At 69.0% G+C, this 19,014-nt stretch carries 17 protein-coding genes, 1 tRNA gene, 1 other RNA gene and 1 pseudogene; 6 read left to right on the forward strand and 14 right to left on the reverse strand.

From position 1 onward, the window contains the following. Positions 1–110: 110 nt before the first annotated feature. Together HRJ34_RS14455 and HRJ34_RS14460 are read right to left on the reverse strand one after the other, a co-directional pair. Positions 111–187, reverse strand: a tRNA-Asp gene (locus tag HRJ34_RS14455). 62 nt (positions 188–249) lie between these two features. Further along, the gene (locus HRJ34_RS14460) at positions 250–1,470 is read right to left on the reverse strand and encodes an AI-2E family transporter (RefSeq protein ID WP_012049651.1); all 1,221 of its coding nucleotides are present in this window, start codon (positions 1,468–1,470) and stop codon (positions 250–252) included. Positions 1,471–1,853: 383 nt separating this feature from the next. On the opposite strand from HRJ34_RS14460, the gene HRJ34_RS14465 reads away from it, so the two are divergent. Continuing rightward, positions 1,854–2,423, forward strand: a complete 570-nt coding sequence (locus tag HRJ34_RS14465) for a cell wall hydrolase (protein ID WP_012049650.1) — start codon at positions 1,854–1,856, stop codon at positions 2,421–2,423. A 190-nt stretch (positions 2,424–2,613) separates the two neighbouring features. Continuing rightward, entirely contained in the window at positions 2,614–3,087 is a 474-nt protein-coding gene (gene ybaK / locus HRJ34_RS14470; protein WP_208631579.1) for a Cys-tRNA(Pro) deacylase, read from the forward strand. 74 nt (positions 3,088–3,161) lie between these two features. Here ybaK and HRJ34_RS14475 read toward each other — a convergent pair whose 3' ends face one another. From HRJ34_RS14475 to mscL, 10 genes are all read right to left on the reverse strand, one after another. After that, positions 3,162–3,491: a hypothetical protein gene (locus HRJ34_RS14475; RefSeq protein ID WP_208631580.1), complete on the reverse strand. Its 330-nt coding sequence runs from the start codon at positions 3,489–3,491 to the stop codon at positions 3,162–3,164. Positions 3,492–3,504: 13 nt separating this feature from the next. After that, entirely contained in the window at positions 3,505–4,902 is a 1,398-nt protein-coding gene (locus tag HRJ34_RS14480; RefSeq protein WP_208631581.1) for an MBOAT family O-acyltransferase, read from the reverse strand. A 134-nt stretch (positions 4,903–5,036) separates the two neighbouring features. Beyond that, positions 5,037–6,449, reverse strand: a complete 1,413-nt coding sequence (locus HRJ34_RS14485) for an SGNH/GDSL hydrolase family protein (RefSeq protein ID WP_208631582.1) — start codon at positions 6,447–6,449, stop codon at positions 5,037–5,039. Next, positions 6,446–7,636: a DUF459 domain-containing protein gene (locus tag HRJ34_RS14490; RefSeq protein WP_208631583.1), complete on the reverse strand. Its 1,191-nt coding sequence runs from the start codon at positions 7,634–7,636 to the stop codon at positions 6,446–6,448. The genes HRJ34_RS14485 and HRJ34_RS14490 overlap by 4 nt, the downstream gene beginning before the upstream one ends. A 49-nt stretch (positions 7,637–7,685) precedes the next feature. Further along, positions 7,686–7,820, reverse strand: coding sequence for a hypothetical protein (locus HRJ34_RS29470; protein ID WP_264319399.1), 135 nt, complete (start codon positions 7,818–7,820; stop codon positions 7,686–7,688). A 148-nt stretch (positions 7,821–7,968) separates the two neighbouring features. Beyond that, complete coding sequence (locus HRJ34_RS14495; RefSeq protein ID WP_208631584.1) at positions 7,969–8,667, reverse strand: glutathione binding-like protein; 699 nt, start codon at positions 8,665–8,667, stop codon at positions 7,969–7,971. A gap of 78 nt (positions 8,668–8,745) precedes the next feature. Beyond that, the gene (locus HRJ34_RS14500; RefSeq protein WP_030093295.1) at positions 8,746–9,702 is read right to left on the reverse strand and encodes an IS110 family transposase; all 957 of its coding nucleotides are present in this window, start codon (positions 9,700–9,702) and stop codon (positions 8,746–8,748) included. Between the two features lie 359 nt (positions 9,703–10,061). Then, positions 10,062–11,879, reverse strand: a complete 1,818-nt coding sequence (locus tag HRJ34_RS14505) for a DUF885 domain-containing protein (protein WP_208631585.1) — start codon at positions 11,877–11,879, stop codon at positions 10,062–10,064. Positions 11,880–12,230: 351 nt separating this feature from the next. Continuing rightward, positions 12,231–12,573, reverse strand: a transfer-messenger RNA (tmRNA) gene (gene ssrA, locus HRJ34_RS14510). 11 nt (positions 12,574–12,584) lie between these two features. Next, complete coding sequence (gene mscL / locus HRJ34_RS14515; protein WP_012049642.1) at positions 12,585–13,013, reverse strand: large conductance mechanosensitive channel protein MscL; 429 nt, start codon at positions 13,011–13,013, stop codon at positions 12,585–12,587. A gap of 135 nt (positions 13,014–13,148) precedes the next feature. Here mscL and HRJ34_RS14520 point away from each other — a divergent pair, with 135 nt between their 5' ends. The 4 genes from HRJ34_RS14520 (at position 13,149) to HRJ34_RS14535 (ending at position 15,895) form a co-directional block, all read left to right on the forward strand. Beyond that, complete coding sequence (locus tag HRJ34_RS14520) at positions 13,149–13,742, forward strand: LemA family protein (protein WP_012049641.1); 594 nt, start codon at positions 13,149–13,151, stop codon at positions 13,740–13,742. Between the two features lie 151 nt (positions 13,743–13,893). Further along, positions 13,894–14,697, forward strand: a complete 804-nt coding sequence (locus tag HRJ34_RS14525; RefSeq protein ID WP_226948793.1) for a TPM domain-containing protein — start codon at positions 13,894–13,896, stop codon at positions 14,695–14,697. Continuing rightward, complete coding sequence (locus HRJ34_RS14530) at positions 14,697–15,377, forward strand: TPM domain-containing protein (protein ID WP_012049639.1); 681 nt, start codon at positions 14,697–14,699, stop codon at positions 15,375–15,377. Before HRJ34_RS14525 ends, HRJ34_RS14530 begins: the two co-directional genes overlap by 1 nt. Beyond that, complete coding sequence (locus tag HRJ34_RS14535; RefSeq protein WP_226948794.1) at positions 15,374–15,895, forward strand: NUDIX hydrolase; 522 nt, start codon at positions 15,374–15,376, stop codon at positions 15,893–15,895. Before HRJ34_RS14530 ends, HRJ34_RS14535 begins: the two co-directional genes overlap by 4 nt. A gap of 160 nt (positions 15,896–16,055) precedes the next feature. Here HRJ34_RS14535 and HRJ34_RS14540 read toward each other — a convergent pair whose 3' ends face one another. Both HRJ34_RS14540 and hrpB read right to left on the reverse strand, forming a co-directional pair. Further along, a complete protein-coding gene (locus tag HRJ34_RS14540) occupies positions 16,056–16,355 on the reverse strand; it encodes an ETC complex I subunit (RefSeq protein ID WP_029548591.1) in 300 nt (99 codons plus the stop codon). Positions 16,356–16,415: 60 nt separating this feature from the next. After that, positions 16,416–18,855 (reverse strand): annotated as a pseudogene (gene hrpB / locus HRJ34_RS14545) (ATP-dependent helicase HrpB). Positions 18,856–19,014: the final 159 nt, after the last annotated feature.

The following is a 19,014-nucleotide window of genomic DNA, read 5'->3' on the forward strand; positions in this document are numbered from 1 at the left end:
AGGCCCCCAGGCGGCGAAAGATATCGATCGGGGATCGTTTTACCGGACGCGCGAGCACGGCGGACGGCGCACCGTCCGCTCCGGTCGAAAGGCCACTTTTTCAGGAGAAGTGGCGCGAGTGACGGGGCTCGAACCCGCGACCTCCGGCGTGACAGGCCGGCGCTCTAACCAACTGAGCTACACCCGCGAACTGTGTCGGTGGAGGGGGCACCTAGTGGAGCCCCGCCCCCCTGTCAACATGGGTCGGCATCATTTTCTGAACTCGGGCGGCAAAGCCGCTTCCTCGTCCTGTTGCGTGTTGGTGAAGGTGCCGTCCGCGAACAGGAATCCGGCGATGTCGGGCCAGCCGGCCGCGTCGAGAATCGTCTTGAGGATGATCAGCAGCGGCACCGCGAGCAGCGCCCCCGCGGTCCCCCACACCCAGCTCCAGAAGCTCAGCGCGACGAGGATCAGCAGCGGGTTGATCGTCAGCCGCCGGCCGACCAGCATCGGCGTCAGCACATTGGCCTCGACCAGGTGGACCGCGACGAACAGCAGCGCCGGCACCAGCGCGTAGCCGAGGTCGGAGAAGGTCATCAGCCCGCCGACCGCGAGCAGGCCCGCCGCGACGATCGGCCCGAAATAGGGGATGTAGTTGAGGATCGCGACGAGGCCGCCCCACATGATCGGGCTGGGCATGCCGGCGAACCACAGCATCAGCGAGACGAGGATGCCCATGCCGATGTTCACCGCCGTGATCGTCGCCAGATAGGCCGAGGTGCGGTCGACCATGTCCTGGATCACCCGCGCGGTCGTCATCGCGCTGGAGAAGCTGCCCCGGCTGGTGATCGTGCGGCGGCGCATCCGCGTCCAGCTCGACAGGAAGAAATAGACGACGAGCGTCGCGAAGACGAGCTGGACCAGCGCGTGCGGGGCCGAGCTGGCGACATAGTCGAACAGCGAGTTGGGCGACTGGACGGTCACCGTCCGCCCATGCGCCGTGTTGCGCAGCAGCGACCCCATCGTCTCGTCGACGAAGCGTTCGAACGCCGAATAGATGTCGATCAGCGGCGACAGGTTCTTGCGGATCAGGCGGATGCGCGACGGCAGCCGGGCGAACCATTCGGTCGCCGGGATGATCACCGAGGCGATCGCGGCGTTGGCGAGGCCCAGGAAGATGAGGACGCACAGCAGCGCCGCGAGCGGCGACGGCAGGCCGCGCCGCTCGAGCCATTCGAGCAGCGGCACCATCGCCACCGCGATCACCAGCGCGATCGTCACCGGCAGGAAGAATTCGGAGCCCGAGCGCAGCGCGAAGGGAATCGCCAGGATGATGCCCGCGCCGGCGGTCAGCGCCAGCCAGGCGAGCAGGCGATCGCGGCGATAGGCCATCTCCGCCTGGCGGGCGGTCGATTCGCGCAGCGCGTCGACCACCGGCTGCGAGCTTGCCGCAACCGGCTGCCCCTGCCTGTCGCCGCCGTCGTCCTGCATCGATTCGCTCCGCTATTTCCCTCCCGATTCCGACTACCGTCCTCCTCGGCCGCTGTCGCCAGCGGATTGTTTTCGGGCCGCGAAGCGCTGCTTGCGGATTATTGCGATAGCACAACAGCTTCGTGGCAAAGATATGGCCGGTTGCGTTAGCAGTTGCACAAAAACACCATATGTTGGGGTTCCTCGGTCCATCTTGGCGACGAAACGACTCATCGTGCCTTTCTTGACTCCGTGAAGCCCCTGCCCCATTGCGCGGCGAAATCCGGTCGCCTGGGGCACGACGTACTTACCGCCTCCTGCCGACAAGACGTGAAAGAGCACCTCGCCCTCATGTTTGAGGTTCTGGGCGAGCGTGGGCTTTTGCGCATGATGTGGAGTACTGAATGACCGCCAAACTGGCTCAACACCCGCTCATGCTGGCTGCGATGTTCGTCGTTGCCGCCACGGGCGCGATGGGCTTAGCGGCCATTCCGGCGTCGACGCCGACGCTGGCTTATGAAGTTACACCCCAGTTGGTGGCCGACGACGTCGTCGCCGACGACGGGATCGACCAGGTCCTCTTCAAGGAGGCGGTCACCACCACCAACGTCGACAGGCAGCTCGAATGCATGGCCAAGGTCGTGCTGCACGAGGCGGCCAACCAGTCGCGCAGCGGCCAGCTCGCGGTCGCCCAGCTGATCATGAACCGCGTCGGCCAGGATCGCTTCGGCGAGACCGTGTGCGAGGTGGTCAACCAGCCCGGCCAGTTCTTCCGCACCGCGGCCTACAATCCGCGCCGCGACACCGATCGCTGGGCCACCGCGGTCGAGGTTTCGCGGCAGGCGATGGCCGGCAATGGCGACCAGGTCGTCCCCGGCGCCGTCTTCTACCATTCGGCGCACCAGTCGCCGAACCGCTTCTTCCGGACGCGCGAGCGCCTGACCATGGTCGGCGACCACGTCTTCTATCGTTAACCGACACCAGATCGGAGAGGGTGCGGAGGGCCCGGCGGAAACGCCGGGCCCTTTGCGTAAGAAGGTATCTTTCCCGTCATCCCGGCGAAAGCCGGGATCTCCCTGCCTTTCTCCGCGCCAAGGGCCACGGGACGAAGAGAAGTGAGATCCCGGCTTTCGCCGGGATGACGGAAAGGCTTTAAGTAGCGCCATGTCCCGCTCGACCCGCGCCACCCAGTTCCTGACCCAGGCCAGGATCGCCCACGAGGTCCGCAGCTACGACTATGACCCCGGCGGCGAGCGGGTCGGGCTGCAGGCGGCCGAGGCGCTGGGCGAGGACCCGTGCCGGGTGCTCAAGACGCTGATGATCGAGATCGACGGCCGCCCCGCCTGCGCGGTGATCCCGTCCGACCGCGAGCTGTCGATGAAGAAGGCGGCGGCCGCGCTCGGCGCCAAGGCGGCGCAGATGATGAAGCCCGCCGACGCCGAGCGGATCACCGGCTATCATGTCGGCGGGATCAGCCCGTTCGGCCAGAAGAAACGCGTCCCCGTCGCGATCGAGCGGGCGGCGATGGCGGAGGTGCTGGTCTATATCAACGGCGGCCAGCGCGGGTTGCAGGTGCGGCTGTCGCCCACGGACGCGGCGAAGGCGCTGGGGGCGGTGGTGGCGGAGCTGGTGGCTTAGGATGGGTCGACATCCCAACCGTCATTCCCGCGAAAGCGGGAATGACGGGGGAGGGAGCGGCCGTACTTCCGGGGCTACTGCGTCCCGCCGGGGGCCTCGTCGCCGAAGCGGGCGGCCTGGAATTGCTTCCAGCGGGCGTGGAGCGCCTCGCGCGGGGCGGTGAGGCCGGTCGCGGCCATCATGTCCTTCCAGCCCGCCGCCAGCCCCGAGGCCTGCTGCTGCGCCTGGGTCACCGGCTTCTCGTCGACCCAGGCCGACAGCGTCCCGGCATTGGCGAACAGCAGGACCAGCGCCGCGACGATGATCGTCACCGCCGTCCAGGCGAGCGGATCGCCGCGCTCGACCGGCTCGCCGGGCAGATCGACCGGGGAGGCCAGCTCATGATCCTTGATCTCGCGCGCCATCGGACCGGTTCCTCTAGAACTGATAGTAGATGAAGGGCGCGACCCCTTCATAGCGCATCGCGTCGATCAGGATGATCGCCGCCGCGACGAACAGGCCGAGCAGCGGCGCGGGCAGCAGCCGCAGGCGCAGCGCGATCCCCTGCGCGAGCAGCGGCGGGGTGAAGTGGAACGCCATGCCGAGCAGCATCAGTCCGGCGAGCAGCGGCGTCGTCAGCCCGTTGCTCCAGTCGCCGCCGGCGAGCCCGCCGAGGAAGGCGATCGCGCCCTCGAAGCTGTCGGCGCGAAAGAAGATCCAGCCGAGCGTCACGACATGGAAGGTGACGAGGATCGCGAGCGGCCGGGGCAGGCCGCGCAGCCCCGCCTTGCGCCACAGCGTCTCGATCACCTGGACGCCGCCATGGAGGCCGCCCCAGATCAGGAAGGTCCACTTGGCACCATGCCAGAAGCCGCCGAGCAGCATGGTGATCATGACGTTGCGGCACTGCATGGCGAGGCCGCCGCGATTGCCGCCCAGCCCGATATAGAGATAGTCGCGCAGCCAGCTCGACAGGCTGATGTGCCAGCGCCGCCAGAAATCCTGGAGCGAGGCGGCGCGATAGGGCTGGTTGAAGTTGCGCGGGAAGCGATAGCCGAACAGCGCCGCGATGCCGATCGCCATGTCGCTATAGGCCGAGAAGTCGCAATAGATCTGCACCGCATAGCCATAGGCGGCGAGCAGCAGGTCGAGGCTCGAATGGGCCGAGGGGTCGAAGAACACCGGATCGACGAGGTTGACCGACAGCTCCGACGCGACGACCGCCTTCTTGAACAGGCCCCAGACGATCAGCAGCAGCCCCATCGCCACCATCTCGCGGTTGAGCCGGGGCGTCCTCTCGAACTGCGGCAGCAGGTCGGCGCCGCGCACGATCGGGCCGGCGACGAGGTGCGGGAAGAAGGACATCAGCAGGGTGATGTCGAGCAGCGACGCCGACCGCAGCCGCCCGCGATAGACGTCGATCAGGTAGGACATGCCCTGGAAGGTGAAGAAGGACACGCCGACCGGCAGCACGATCTGCATCAGCGGCAGATCGCGCGCCATCCCCCAGCCGGCGAGCAGCGCGCCGAGCTGTTCGAGGAAGAAGTCGTAATATTTGAAGAAGCCGAGGATGCCGAGATTGGCGACCACGCCGACGGCGACGATCGCCTTCTGCGTCGCCCGCGACCGCGCCTCGTAGATCAGCCGCGCCGATCCCCAGTTGAGGAAGGCCGAGGCGATCAGCAGCGCGACGAAGCGCCAGTCCCACGCGCCGTAGAACACCCAGCTCGCGACGAGCAGCAGGATCTTGCGCCATTCGTTGCTCGCCGACACCGCCCAGACGAGGACGAAGGCGACGAGGAAGAACAGGCCGAAGTCGAGGGTGGGGAACAGCATCTAGCGAGCCATCCCCGCCCCCGCCGTCATTCCCGCGAAAGCGGGAATCCATGGACGGCGGCCCGCAGGAGGCCGGATGCTCCGTGACCGTGGATTCCCGCTTTCGCGGGAATGACGGTCAAGGGAGGGGCCCTTCACCAGCGCCCCCCGGCATTGGCGGCGGCGTCGAGGTCGGCCTGGAGGCGGGTGGCGATCTCCTGGCCGCCGGCGGTGTTGAAATGGACATAGTCGGGCCGCATCCGGGTCGGTTGCAGCTTGACCCAGCTCACCGCCGTGCAGCGGCCGCCCATCCGCGCCTCCCAGTCCCAGAAGCCGAGGCGGAGCTGGCGCGCGACCTTGCGCTGGACCTCGCGCACCACCTTCAGCCCCGGCGGCGGGAAGAGCGGGCGGGCGGTGATCGCCCAGCCGATGCGCGGCTGGCTCGCCACCGCGGCGGCGGGCGCGGGCAGCAGCGGCGCGGTCGGTTTCGCCACCGCGGCCTGCTCGCCGAGCGCGTCGAGGACGTCGTCGATGCCGTCCGGCGCGCGCGGCTGTTCGGGCGGCTCGGCGGCGAGCGGCGGCAGCGTCACCGGCTCGATGCACGGCGCCGGCGTCACCGTCGGCGCGTTGTTGAGCAGCTCGCTGCGCCGGCTGAGCGCGTCGGGCGCGCCGAGCAGCAGGATCGGCACCCGGCCGGCGAGGCGGCGGATGCGGCCGATCTGGCTGCGCAGCGCGATCTCATATTCCTGCGGGTTGACGCGCGGCGCGAAGCCCTCGTTGGTGCCGAAGGCGATGACGATCAGGTCGGGATCGTAGCTGCGCAGCTCCTCGGCGACGACGGCGTCGTCGTTGCGGCTGAAATGGATGAACTGCGACCCGACCACGCCGACGTTGGAGAGCGCGACCCCGCCCGCGTCGCGGAAGGTGGCCCAGCTGGTGATCGTCACCGGCCCGCCCTCGGTCACCACCGACACGGCCGGCTGCAGCCGGTCGAAGCGCATCTCCTTGCATTCGGGGCGGGTGATCAGCGAGCCGAGCTCCATCCGCTCGACCTCCCCGCCGACGCTGATCGCGAGCGTGCCGGCGCCCGGCTCGGCGATCGCGCAGATCACGAAGCGGTTGAAGGTCTCGAGCGCCGAGGCGGTGAGCCCGATCCGCGCGCCCTCGGCGGTCGAGGTGATGCTGAACCCCGACAGGCCGCGCGCGCCGCGCGGGCTCTGCGAGCCGGGGCCGAAGATCGAGGAGACGATCCAGCCCGCCGACATGTCGACGCTGACGCCGCGCGGATTATAGCCCTGGAAGGGCTTGCCCGGCGGCATCACCCCGCGCCCGCCGCTGCCGTATCGGGCCTGGAGCATGTCGCGCCAGGCGCCGGTGATCGCGTCGCCGGCGGTGTGGCTGTCGCCGATCTGGAGGATGTGGACCGGCTTGCCGCCGCCGCCGCGCGCCGCCGCCAGCTTGTCGAAATAGGGCTTGAGCACCGCATAGTTGCACAGGCCGCCCGCGCAATCGGCGGTGACGGCGGGCGCCGCAGCGGCCGCGGCGGCCAGGGCGAACAGGCCGATCATCGGCGATCGGCGTCGGGGCGGGTCGCCTCGTCGCGCATCTCGGGGGGCAGCAGGTCGGCCGGCGCGCCCTTGGCGGGCGCCATCGCCGGTTCGGGCGGCGGCGCCTTGGCGGCCTTGGGCGGCTCGGGCAGATCGGCCAGCGGGTCCTCCATCCGGGGAGCCTTCGGCGCGGGCGCGGGCTTGACCGGCGGCGGGACCACCAGCGGCGTGGGCAGCGGCGCGGGCGCCACGGCCGGCGGCGGCGGCGCGCCGTCGCCCGCCTGGCCGCGCGCCTGATCGACATAGGAACGGATGCGCCCGGCCAGCCCGCGGGTGATGCGGACATAGCCGTTCATCGACATATGGATGCCGTCATTGGCGCGCATCAGCTGCGGCTTGCCGGTCGCCGGATCGGGCAGATAGGCGGCGTAGCGGCCATCGGCATCGACCGAATAGGGGGCGGTCTCGATGAAGGCGACGCCGAGCCGGCCCATCAGGTCGCGATAGAAGGCGTTCATGCGGACGACGTCGGCGTCATAGGCCGCCTCGCGCATCTTCGGCAGGCCGACCCAGTAGACGATCGCCCCCTGCGAGCGGAGCATGGCGACGTAGGAGGTGACCCGGCGCGCGATCGCCGCCTTCCAGTTGGGGGTGAGCAGCGCATAGACATGGCCGCCGTCGGCGACGCCCATCATGTCGTTGGCGCCGAACGAGATCACCGCGACGTCGACCGGCGCGTCGGCGAGACGGGCGCGGTCATGCTGTTCGAGGTTGAGCGTCTTGTAGCGGGTGAAGCCGGTCGCCTGCTGGCTGTACTTGATCACCTGGTAGCCCGCCTTGCGGCTGAGCTGGTTGTAGAGCGCGGACCAGATGCCGTCGCCGAAGCTGTCGCCGAACACGCCGACGCGGACCGGACGGCCGGCCGCGATCGCGTTGACGATGCCGGGCTGGATCGGCCGGTTCTCGGCGACCACCGGCGGCTGCGGAAGCTGGCCGGGCGCCACGGGCGCGGGCTTCCCGTCCGGCGCGGTCGCGGGCGCGGCGCCGGGGACGGCGCCTTCCGGCCCGGCGACCGCCAGTTCGGACGGCGCCGCGACGGGCACCTCGACCTGCTGCCGGACGCCGAAGGCGTAGCCGATCGCGGCGCCGGCCGCGACGCCCAGGAACAATACCGCCGTCCGATCGAACAGAAACAGCGCCGACTTCATCGACCCACCCGCACACACTCCCGAAACGAACCGACGCGGCTGGAGGAACTCAGCGGAACGCGATCGCCGTCCCCGTCCTTAATATGGCGCGCGCGCGCCTGTCGAGCCGCTTCGGGCGGCTCGGCGCGGCAGGGTCACGGCTGGGCAGGTTGGCGAGCGCGGATCGCCTTCCCTTCTTCGTCATGCTGAACTCGTTTCAGCATCCACCGGCGAGCGGGGATGAGCCCGGCGATCGGGAGAGACCGTGCCGCAAGAGCCTCATGGCCAAGGCATGTGGCCTGGTGGATGCTGAAACAAGTTCAGCATGACGGTGGTGGGGGTGGTTCGGGGCGTCAGGCGTTCGCCGGCTGGGTTCCGAACAGGTTGCGGCGGCGCTCCTCCTCGCTCGGTTCGGGGAGGTCGCGGAAGCGGTCGGGGATGGCGTAGGCGCGGATCGTCGCCGGCCGCGCGGCGATCGCGTCGAACCAGCGCTTGAGGTTGGGGAAGGCATCCAGGTCCTGGCCCTGGCGCTCGTACGGCACGATCCAGGGATAGCTCGCCATGTCGGCGATCGAATAATCGCCGCCCGCCACATAGGCGCGATCGGCGAGCCGCTTGTCGAGCACGCCGTAGAGCCGGGCGGTCTCCTTGACGTAGCGGTCGATCGCATAGGGTATCTTCTCGGGCGCGTAGACGTTGAAATGATGGTTCTGCCCGGCCATCGGCCCGAGCCCGCCCATCTGCCAGAACAGCCATTGCAGCACCTCGGCCCGGCCGCGCAGGTCGGCGGGGAGGAAGCGGCCGGTCTTCTCGGCAAGGTAGAGCAGGATCGCGCCCGATTCGAACAGCGACACCGGCGCGCCGCCGCCCGCCGGATCGCTGTCGACGATCGCGGGGATGCGGTTGTTCGGGGCGATCCTGAGGAAGTCGGGGGCGAACTGGTCGCCCTTGCCGATGTTGACCGGATGGATGCGGTAATCGAGCCCGGCTTCCTCGAGGAACAGCGTGACCTTGTGGCCGTTGGGCGTGCCCCAATAATAGACGTCGATCATCGCAAGCTCCTCATGGCGTCGAGGATGTTACAGATCGGTACGCCAGAGGCGGGAGTCAAGCCCGTTCTTCTTCCGTCATCAAGTCAGTTGAGGCTGGAGATTGGCAGCGTCGCGGATGCGAGCATTGGCGATGCAGATGATTTTGCGCATGAGGGCGGCGAGAGCGAGGCGTTTGGGTTTTCCAGCGCGGACGAGTGCGTTGTAGAAGTCTGCGAGAGGATTTTTGCCGCGAGCGGCGGCGAGGGCGGCGATGAAGAGGGCGGGCCTGATCTGCCTTCGTCCGCCTGAGCTGTGTCGGCGGGCCTGGAGTTTTCCGCTGTCTCTGGGATGAGGGGCGCAACCAGCGAGGCTTGCGGCCTGCCGGCGGTTGAGAGAGCCGAGTTCGGGCATGGTTGCGATCAGGAGAGGAGCGAGGACGGCGGCGACGCCTGGGATGGATCGCAAGGCGCGAGCGCGGGAGCTGAGGTCGCGGTGTTGGTTGATGAGCTCCTCGATCTGAACCTCGATGGTGCGGATACGGTGTTCGAGATCGGCGATATGGTCGCGGATGTCGTCGGCGACGAGATGCCCACGAGGGGCCTTGAGGCGATTGGTTTCCTGGCGCTTCATGGCGACGAGATCGAGGCGTCGTGAGACGAGGAGGCTGATCTGGGCCTGGCAAGGCTCGGGAGGTTGCCAGCGCATCAGGCCGGGACTGCGGTCGATGGCGTAGCGGCTGAGCCAGCGGGCATCGATGGGGTCGGTCTTGGCGCGTTTGCCGAAGGAGCGGATATAGGCCTTGATCTTGGCGGCATCACCGCGGTGAACGGGGATGGCGAGGCCGCAGAGGACGGCGAGGAGCTTGTCCTCATGGCCTCCGGTCGCTTCGCATACGGCCAGATCGCGGTTGCGCAGCGGATCGAGCGCGGCCGTGAGGGCCTGGGTCTCGTTGGCTATGGTGAGGGTCTGGCCGGTTACGCTGTCGAACAGGGTCACGCTGTCCTGGGATACGTCGAGGCCAAGAGCTGTCTGGATTTCGTCGGCATATCGTATCATCTTGGGGTCCCATGCTTCGAATTGTCTGCGGGCGTGCCGAAAGGCGGCCCATTCAAGTCAGCAAGCGATGCGAAGCTGGGGCGACAAGAGCCCTGGATGACGTCGGTCGTTTCGACCTATTCCCGCACGGGCGCCTTGCCGCCACGAGCTGCGGGGTGGCCACCCCGCAGCTCGTCTCGCCAGCCACCCACTCTTAAATCATTTTCCCGAGAGACAATTCCCGCGAAAGCGGGAATCCATGGACGGCGGCCCGCAAGAGAACGGATGCCCCGCAACCGTGGATTCCCACTTTCGCGGGAATGACGGAAGGGGGCATCGCGGATCGAGGTCAAACTCCTCTCCCCCAGGGGAGAGGGAAGTTAGGCCTTCGCCCGCGCCTCGGTGACCTGTTCGAGGATGGTCAGCGGCAGCGCGCCTTCGAGCAGCACCTCGTGGAACTGGCGCAGGTCGAACGCCGCGCCCTTGATCGCCTTCGCCTTCTCGCGCGCCTTGACCCAGCTCATATGGCCGACCTTGTAGCTGCACGCCTGGCCCGGCCAGATGCAGTAGCGGTCGACCTCGCGCTGGGTGCGGGGGCGGGCGAAGCCGGTCGCCTCGACCATGTAGTCGGTCGCCTGCTCGCGGCTCCAGCGCTTGAAGTGGATGCCGGTGTCGGTGACCAGCCGGACCGCGCGGAACAGGAAGCTCTGCAGGAAGCCCGCGCGGCCGATCGGGTCCTTTTCATAGACGCCCATCTCGTCGGCGAGCTGCTCGGCATAGAGCGCCCAGCCCTCGACATAGGCGCCGAACGGCGCGACCTTGCGCAGCATCGGCAGGTCCTTCGCCTCCTGGGCGAGACTGATCTGGAGGTGATGGCCCGGCGTGCCCTCATGATAGGTCAGGCTGGGCAGGCCGTAGCGCGGCCAGTCGGCGGTATCCTTGAGGTTGATATAGTAGATCGCCCCGCGCGAACCGTCGAGCGCGGCCGAGTTGTAATAGCCGTTGGGCGCGCCGTCCTGGATGAAGGGCGGCACCCGCTTCACCTCGAGCGGCGCCTTGGGCAGGGTCGCGAACGCCTCGGGCAGCTTCGCCTCCATCGCCTTCACCAGCCCGTTGATATAGTCGATCAGCTCGGCCCGGCCCGCGTCGGTGTTGGCGAAGAGCTGCTTCGGATCGTTGTTGAGCGCGGTCAGCCGCTCGCCGACGGTCCCCTTGGTCATGCCCTCCTTCTTCAGGATCGCATCGATCTGGCCGCTGATCTCGGCGACCTGCTCGCGGCCCATCTGGTGGACCTCCTCGGGCGAGAGCGTCGTCGTCGTCGCGTTCATCAGCGCGTCGGCATAATATTCGTCGCCCTTGGGCAGGCGCCAGCAGCCAGCGTCATGGCTGGCCGCCTTGCGCAGGCCGGTGACGAGCGCGATCTGCCGGTCGAGCGCGGGGAAGATCTCGGCGGTGACGATCGTCTCGGCCCGGGCGCCCCAGTCGCCGCCGATCTTCTTCTCGGCCGTCCGGCGGACGAGCGAGTCGACGAGGACGGTCTTCGCCGCCGGCTGGTCGCGCAGCGCCCGGAGCTGCCCGAGCGCGAGATCGAGGCAGAAATCGGGGGCGAAGGCGCCGTAGCGGACGTCGTCCTGCTGGAAGCGGGTGCTCTCGTCGAGGACGCGGGCGAATTCGTGCAGGCGCGCGACATAGGCGTCGGCGTCGTCCCTGGTCTCGATCACATGCTGCGAATCGAGGAAGTCCGGGACCGAGGCATAGGGGCCGCTGAGCTGGCTGATCGCATAGGGGACATAATATTCGCTGCTGCTGCCATAGGGATATTTGGAGCCGCCCCTGGTGGTCTGCTCGACCATATAGACGACGACATCGTAGTTGAGCTGCGCGGCGGGCGACAGCGCGGCGCGGTCGAGCTTGCGCAGCGCGGCGAGCGAAGCCTTGTCCTCGGCAAGGGTCCTGGCCTGGTCGGCCTTGGTGTAGCCGTCGAGCTTGCTCTTCTGTCCGGCGCGGGCGCCCTTGTCGAGGCCAAGGCTGGTCGCGGTCTCGGGGCTGTCGTCGAGCTGCTTCTCGAACATCCTCTCGACCATCGCGGCGAGCTGCTTGTCGGCCGCGGTGCCGGTCGCCGCGGCCTCGGCCAGGCGCGGCATCATGCCGGCGAGAAGGGCGAGACCGGTCGAGCCGATGAATTGACGTCTATCCATGAAATGCTTCTCCCTGAGCGGGTTATGGCGCGGGAGACTATCGGCGGAATCGCCGGAGGCAAGAGTGTATTACGGTGTAAAGACAGTATCTGTTTAGCCTCAGGCGCCGGCGTGCGCATCCGCGCACTTGGCTTTCCTCGCATAAGCTCGGGCGCGCGTTCGCGCTTGCGGAGCCCTGTCGGGCTCCGACGATCATCTCATGCGATGGCACGGGACGCGCAGCGTCCCGCAAGGCCGAATGGCCGCCCGAGCTTATCCGAGGAAAGCCAAGCGGACGGATGTCCGCGCCGGCGCCTGAGGCCACTCGAATAGAGTGGGGAGCTTCTGTTGCCCGGTGCTCCCCGAACCGCTGGATTCCGCTTCTGTTGCCCGGTGCGGACCGAACCGCGCTTAAGCCTTGTAACGTCGTCCGTTAGGACTCAGTTACGCGGCAATCGCGAGCGCCTCGTTATCGTTGGCACTTGTAGGTTCGAACGGTTTAACGGCGCATTCAGGCCGGGCAAAAACATCGTCTTTGAATACACGTCGATCCTGGTTCGGCCCCGTCACGAGCCCCGGAAATCCGGGATTTGTGGTGGAGCCGCCGGGTACTGCCCCCGGGTCCGCTGCATCTATTCCACGACATCATTTATCGCCATAGCCGGGCGAACCCGGCACCCCCGATATAGGAGGGTGCGCAGCGGATTTGAAGGCCCCTATTGGCGATCAGCCCTTCTTCTTGAGCTCGGCCAGGATCTCGCGGAGCAGGACGACGTCCTCGGCGGGCTCGGCCGGCTTGGCTTCCTCGGCCTTGTTGAACCGCTGCACCGCGCGGACGACGAGGAACACCACGAAGGCGATCAGCAGGAAGTTGACGGCGACGGTGATGAACTGGCCGAAGCCGATCAGCGGGACGCCGGCATTCTTCAGGTCGGCATAGCTGGTGACCGAGCCGGTGAAGTTGGCGGGGATTTCCCCGAGACGGATGAAGTGGCTCGAAAAATCGAGCCCGCCGGTGAAGTAGCCGATCAGCGGCATGATCAGGTCGTCGGTCAGCGACGAGACGATCTTGCCGAAGGCCGCGCCGATGATCACCGCGACGGCGAGATCGACGACATTGCCCTTGTTGATGAAGGCCTTGAAATCCTGCAACATATGTTCTGTTCCCCATTTGCTTGGCCGTGGCGCGATCATCACGCCCATGCCATAAAGGTCAAGCAGGCCATTGAAGTTCGTTACGCCGCGCTTACCTGCCGGCTAATACTGTCGATATCAGGGAAAGATCCGCATATGACCATCGACCGCCGTTTTTCCGCCGCCCTGCTCGCCCCCGTCGCCGCGATCGCGGTGAGCGGCTGCGGCATCAACAGCGTGCCGACCGCGCAGGAGGAGGCGAAGGCGAAATGGGCCGACGTCCAGGCGCAATATCAGCGCCGCGCGGACCTGATCCCCAACCTGGTCAACACGGTGAAGGGCTATGCCGCCCAGGAGAAGACCGTGCTGACCGACGTCACCAACGCCCGCGCCCGCGCGACCGGCATCCAGCTTTCGGGCGCCGACCTGCAGGACCCGGCCAAGGTCAAGGCCTTCGCCGACGCGCAGGCGCAGCTCAGCGGATCGCTGGGCCGGCTGCTGGCGGTGTCGGAGAATTATCCCGAGCTCAAGTCGAGCGACCAGTTCCTGGCGCTGCAGAGCCAGATCGAGGGCACCGAGAACCGGATCGCCGTCGCCCGCCGCGACTATAACGAGTCGGTGCGCGCCTATAACACGCTGATCCGCACCTTCCCGACCGCGATCGGCGCCAAGGTCTTCCACGGCGCCCAGCCGATGCAGCCGTTCGAGGCGAGCGCCGGTTCGGACAAGGCGCCGACGGTGCAGTTCTGAGGGTAGCGTGCCGGCAAGCGCAATTTCCCCTCCCTTCCAAGGGAGGGGTGCAGGGGTGGGTCGCGAGCGTAGCGAGCGTCCCCGGTCGTCGCGCCATGCTGCGCCGGAGGCATCGAGCCTCCGGCTCCGCCACCCACCCCTAGCCCCTCCCTTGAAAGGGAGGGGGACTCTTTTTTTCGCCCTCCTCCTCGCCCTCTTCTTCCTCGCCGTCCCCGCCTTCGCGCAGACATTCCCGCCGCTGACCGGGCGCGTGGTCGACGCCGCCAAGCTGCTCTCGCCCGAGCAGCAGGCGGCGCTGACCGCCAAGCTCGAGCAGCTCGACAAGCAGAGCGGGCGGCAGATGGTGGTGGCGACGGTGCCCAGCCTCGAGGATCAGCCGATCGAGGATTATGGCTACAAGCTCGGCCGCGCCTGGGGGATCGGCGACAAGAAGGCCAATGACGGGCTGCTGCTGCTCATCGCCCCCAATGAGCGCAAGGTGCGGATCGAGGTCGGCTACGGGCTGGAGGGAATCGTCACCGACGCGCTGTCGAGCGTGATCATCCAGCGCCAGATCCTGCCGCATTTCCGCGACGGCGACATGGCGGGCGGCATCGCCGCCGGCGCCGACGCGCTGATCCAGCTGCTCCAGCTTCCCCCGGACCAGGCCCAGGCGCGCGCGCAGAAGATCGTCGCCGACGACCGCAAGCAGAATGAAGGCGGCGTGCCCGTCGCGCTGATCTTCTGGATCATCGTGCTGCTGTTCATCGTCGGGTCGAGCATCGCCAGCCGCTTCGGCGGCGGCCGGCGCTATCGCGGCGGCAGCGGGCCGATCGTGCTGTGGGGCCCCGGCTGGGGCGGCGGCGACGACGATCATTGGGGCGGCGGTTCCGGCGGCGGCTGGGGCGGTGGCGGTGGCGGCTTCTCCGGCGGCGGCGGGTCGTTCGGCGGCGGCGGATCCTCGGGGAGCTGGTGATGGCCCAGAAGGTGCGTATCGGCGAGGCCGACATCCAGCGCGTGACCGACGCCGTCACCGCGGCCGAGGCGCGCTCCGACGCCGAGATCGCGACGATCGTCTCGGAGCGGTCGGACAATTACAACGACGTGCCGCTGATCTGGGCGGCGCTGGTCGCGCTGCTCGCGCTCGCCGTCTACGCGGCCTTTCCGGGATTCTACATCGGCCTGCTCGACCGCGTCACCGGCGGCTGGCACGTCTGGACGATGCGCGAGTGGATGACCGTGCTGGTGTTCGCGACGACGATCAAATTCCTCGGCACCCGCTACATCGTCGGCTGGTGGCCGCTGCGCATGGCGTTCACGCCGGGCCGGACCAAGACCCGGCGGGTGCGCGCCCGCGCGGTCGCGCTGTTCAAGGCGTCGACCGAGCAGCGCACGCTGAGCCGCACCGGGGTGCTGCTCTACCTGTCGCTGGCCGAGCATCGCGCCGAGATCGTCGCCGACGAGGCGATCGTCGCGAAGGTCTCGCCCGACGCCTGGGGCGCGGCGATGGCGCTGCTGATCGACGGCTGCAAGGCGGACCGCCCGGCCGACGGCATGGTCGCGGCGGTGGGCGCGATCGGCGACGTGCTGGCCGAACATTTCCCCCGCACCGGCACCGACCCCGACGAGATCCCCAACCGGATGATCTATCTGTGACCGCCGACCCGGTCGAGATCATGTGGCAGGGCCGCTTCATCACGGCCAAGCGCGAAGGCAAATGGGAATATGTCGGCCGGGCGCGCAACATCCGCGCGGCGGTGATCCTGGCGATCGATGACGGCCATGTCCTGCTGGTCGAGCAATATCGCGTGCCGCTGAAGCGCGCCTGCATCGAACTTCCCGCCGGGCTGATCGGCGACGAGACCGAGGGCGAGCCGGTCGAGACCGCCGCCGCCCGCGAGCTGGAGGAGGAGACCGGCTATCGCGCCGCGCGGATCGACGAGATCGGCGAATTCTCCTCCTCGCCCGGCATGGTGTCGGAGACCTTCACGCTGGTCCGCGCGACCGGGCTCGAGCGGGTGCATGACGGCGGCGGGGTCGAGGGCGAGGACATCGTCGTCCACCGCGTGCCCCTCGACGGCGTCGAAGCGTTCGTCGCGGAGCAACGGGCGCTGGGCAAGATGATCGACGTGCGGGTGCTACTGCTGCTCGCCGGCGGGATCGTGGCGGACTGACCATCGTTTTTGAGGCCGCCCGAGCCTCCCCCAACCGTCATTCCCGCGAAAGCGGGAATCCATGTGGCCGCTTGGTCGAGCCTCTGTTGCTTCGGAAATCGCTGCCCGGTGGATTCCCGCCTTCGCGGGAATGACGAAGAGAAGCGGGCTCGGAAAAGCCTCAGAGGTTGATCGGGCCGACCATGAAATTGTCGGCATAGGCCTGGAGCTTGAGCGTCCGCTCCGGCCCCGCGACGACATGGGCGGTGAGGCCCTCGCGATCGGCATAGGCCTTGGCCGCCTCCAGCGACGGGAAGGACAGGCGGACCTGGCCGCGCGTGTCGCCCGAACCGGCCCAGCCGGTCAGCGGATCGGGGCGCTTCGCCTCGGTCGGCTCATATTCGAGCACCCAGCTGTTGGTGCGCGCGCGGCCCGACTGCATCGCGTTCTTGATCCGCTGATAGATACGTGCGTGCGCCATGTGACCGTTTCCGAAGAGAGTCCGTGTTGACCGCGCCATGCCGCAGCGCGGCGGCCCCCGTCAAGGACGCTGCGCCGCTTTCTTGGTCCGCAGGGTCGGATCGGCGGCGGCGGGGTCGTCGGGCCAGGGATGGCGGGGGTAGCGGCCGCGCATCTCCTTGGCGACCGCGGTCCAGCTTCCCGCCCAGAAGCCGGGCAGGTCGCTGGTCGTCTGGATCGGCCGGCCGGCCGGCGAGGTCAACCGCAGGGTGAGCGGCACCCGCCCGCCCGCCACCATCGGATGCGCCGACGGGCCGAACAGCGCCTGCGGCCGCACCGACCGGGCCGCCCTCGGCCGCATAGTCGATCGCGTGGCGGCTGCCGGCCGGCGACTGGAGATGCTCGGGCGCGAGCCGGTCGAGCGCCTGGCGCCCGTCCCAGCCGAGCAGGCCGTGGAGCGCGTTCGACAGCTCGGCCGCCGATATGTCCGACAGGCGGCGCTTGCCCTCGACCAGCGGCGCGAACCAGTCGTCGAGGGTGAGCATCAGCGTCGCATCGGACAGGTCGGGCAGCTCGCCGCCCTGTTCGGCCGCGAAGGCGGCGCGGGCACGCAGCGCCGCCGCGCCCTCGGACCAGTCGATCAGGTCGAGCCCGCGGGTGCGGACCGCGTCGATCAGCGCGGCGCCGATCATCGCCGGCGAAGCAGTCTCGTCGCGCCCGGCGGCGAGCAGGATCGCGCCGAGCCGACGCTCGCGCCGAGCCTCGACCGCGCCGGTCGCGGGATCGAAGCGGGCGGTGCGGCGGACCTCGATATGATCGGCGAACAGCCGCTCGACCTCGTCGGGGTCGATCGGCGCCGCCGACAGGATGCGCGCGCCCGAGGCCGCGCCCTGGATCTCGGCAACGGCGAGCCATTCGTTGCGCGCCAGCGGCGAGGCGGGATCGAGCCGGAAGCCGCGCCCGCCGCGCGAGATCCAGTCCTCGCCCGAGGCCGAGCGCCGCCGCGCGACCCGGTCGGGATAGGCGAGCGCGACGCAGTCGGCGATCATCGCGTCGTCGCGGCCACCCTTCCCCGCCAGCCGCGCCCAGCGCCCGGCGAGCTGGCGCGCGCCCTCGGCCCGCTTGCCGCGCTCGCCGCGCCAGCGCCGCAGCCTGAGCTCCAGATCGGCATCCGAGCCGCCGAGCCCGCGTTCCGAAAGCAGCACCGCGACCTCGGCCGCGGTCTCGGCGAAACCGCCCTCGGCGGCGCGGATCAGCATATGGCCGAGGCGCGGCGGCAGCGGCAGCGCGGCGATCGCCCGGCCATGCGCGGTCGGGCGGCCGTCCTCGTCGATCGCCTCCAGCCGCGCCAGCCGCTGGCGCGCCTCGCCGATCGCGGCCTCGGGCGGGGGATCGAGCCAGCGCAGCGTGCCCGGATCGGCGACGCCCCACAGCGCGCAGTCGAGCGTCAGCGCCGACAGGTCGGTCTCCAATATCTCGGGCGGGTCATATTTGGGCAGGCCGGCGGTCGCCGCCGCCTCCCACAGGCGATAGACCACGCCCGGCTGCTGGCGCCCGGCGCGGCCGGCGCGCTGGGTGGCCGCCGCCTGGCTGGCCCGTTCGGTGACGAGCCGGGTCATCCCCGCCGCGCGGTCGTAGCGCGGCCGGCGGGCGAGCCCCGAATCGACGACGATGCGCAGCCCGTCGATGGTGATGCTGGTCTCCGCGATCGACGTGGCGAGCACCAGCTTGCGCTTGCCCGGCGGCGCGGGCGCGATCGCGGCGCGCTGCTCGGCGGGTTCGAGCGAGCCGTGCAGCCGGTGGAGGACGACGTCGCCGGGCAACCCCGCTTCGAGCCGCTCGGCGGTGCGCTCGATCTCGGCGACGCCGGGGAGGAAGGCGAGCAGGCTGCCGCTCTCCTCCGCCAGCGCGCGGCGGATCGTCGCGGCCATGTCGTCCTCGATCCGCTTCTCGGCCGATCGCGGGGCATGGCGGATCTCGATCGGGTGGCTGCGCCCCTCGCTTTCGACCAGCGGCGCGGCGCCCATGAGAGCTGCGAAGCGCCCGCCGTCGAGCGTCGCCGACATCGCGACGAGGCGCAGGTCGGGCCGCAGCGCCGCCTGCGCGTCGAGCGCGAGGGCAAGGCCGAAATCGCTGTCGAGGCTGCGCTCATGGACCTCGTCGAACAGCACGGCCGAGACGCCGGGCAGGTCGGGATCGGCCTGGATGCGGTTGACGAAGATGCCCTCGGTGACGACGAGGATGCGGGTGGCGGCCGACTGCCTGGCGTCGAGCCGGGTGGCATAGCCGATCGTCCGGCCGACCGGCTCGCCGGCCAGCTCGGCCATCCGCTCGGCCGCGGCGCGGGCGGCGAGGCGGCGGGGGGAGAGCAACAGGATTTGTCCCTCGCACCACTCTTGCCCGAGCAGCGCCGGCGCCACCGCCGTCGTCTTGCCCGCGCCCGGCGGGGCGACGAGCACGGCGTTCGGCCCGTCGCGAAGCGCGGCGATCAGGTCGGGCAGGACGGCGTCGATCGGCAGCATGGGGAAGGGTTTGCCCTTATCTCCCCCTCCCTTTCAAGGGAGGGGCGTAGGGGTGGGTAACGGAGCCGAGGGGCTCGACGCCCCTTGGCGGAGTTCTACGCGACGATCGGCGCAAGCTCGCTACGCTCGCACCCACCCCCGGCCCCTCCCTTGAAAGGG

Source organism: Rhizorhabdus wittichii (assembly GCF_017607425.1).
Taxonomy (GTDB): Bacteria; Pseudomonadota; Alphaproteobacteria; order Sphingomonadales; family Sphingomonadaceae; genus Rhizorhabdus; species Rhizorhabdus wittichii.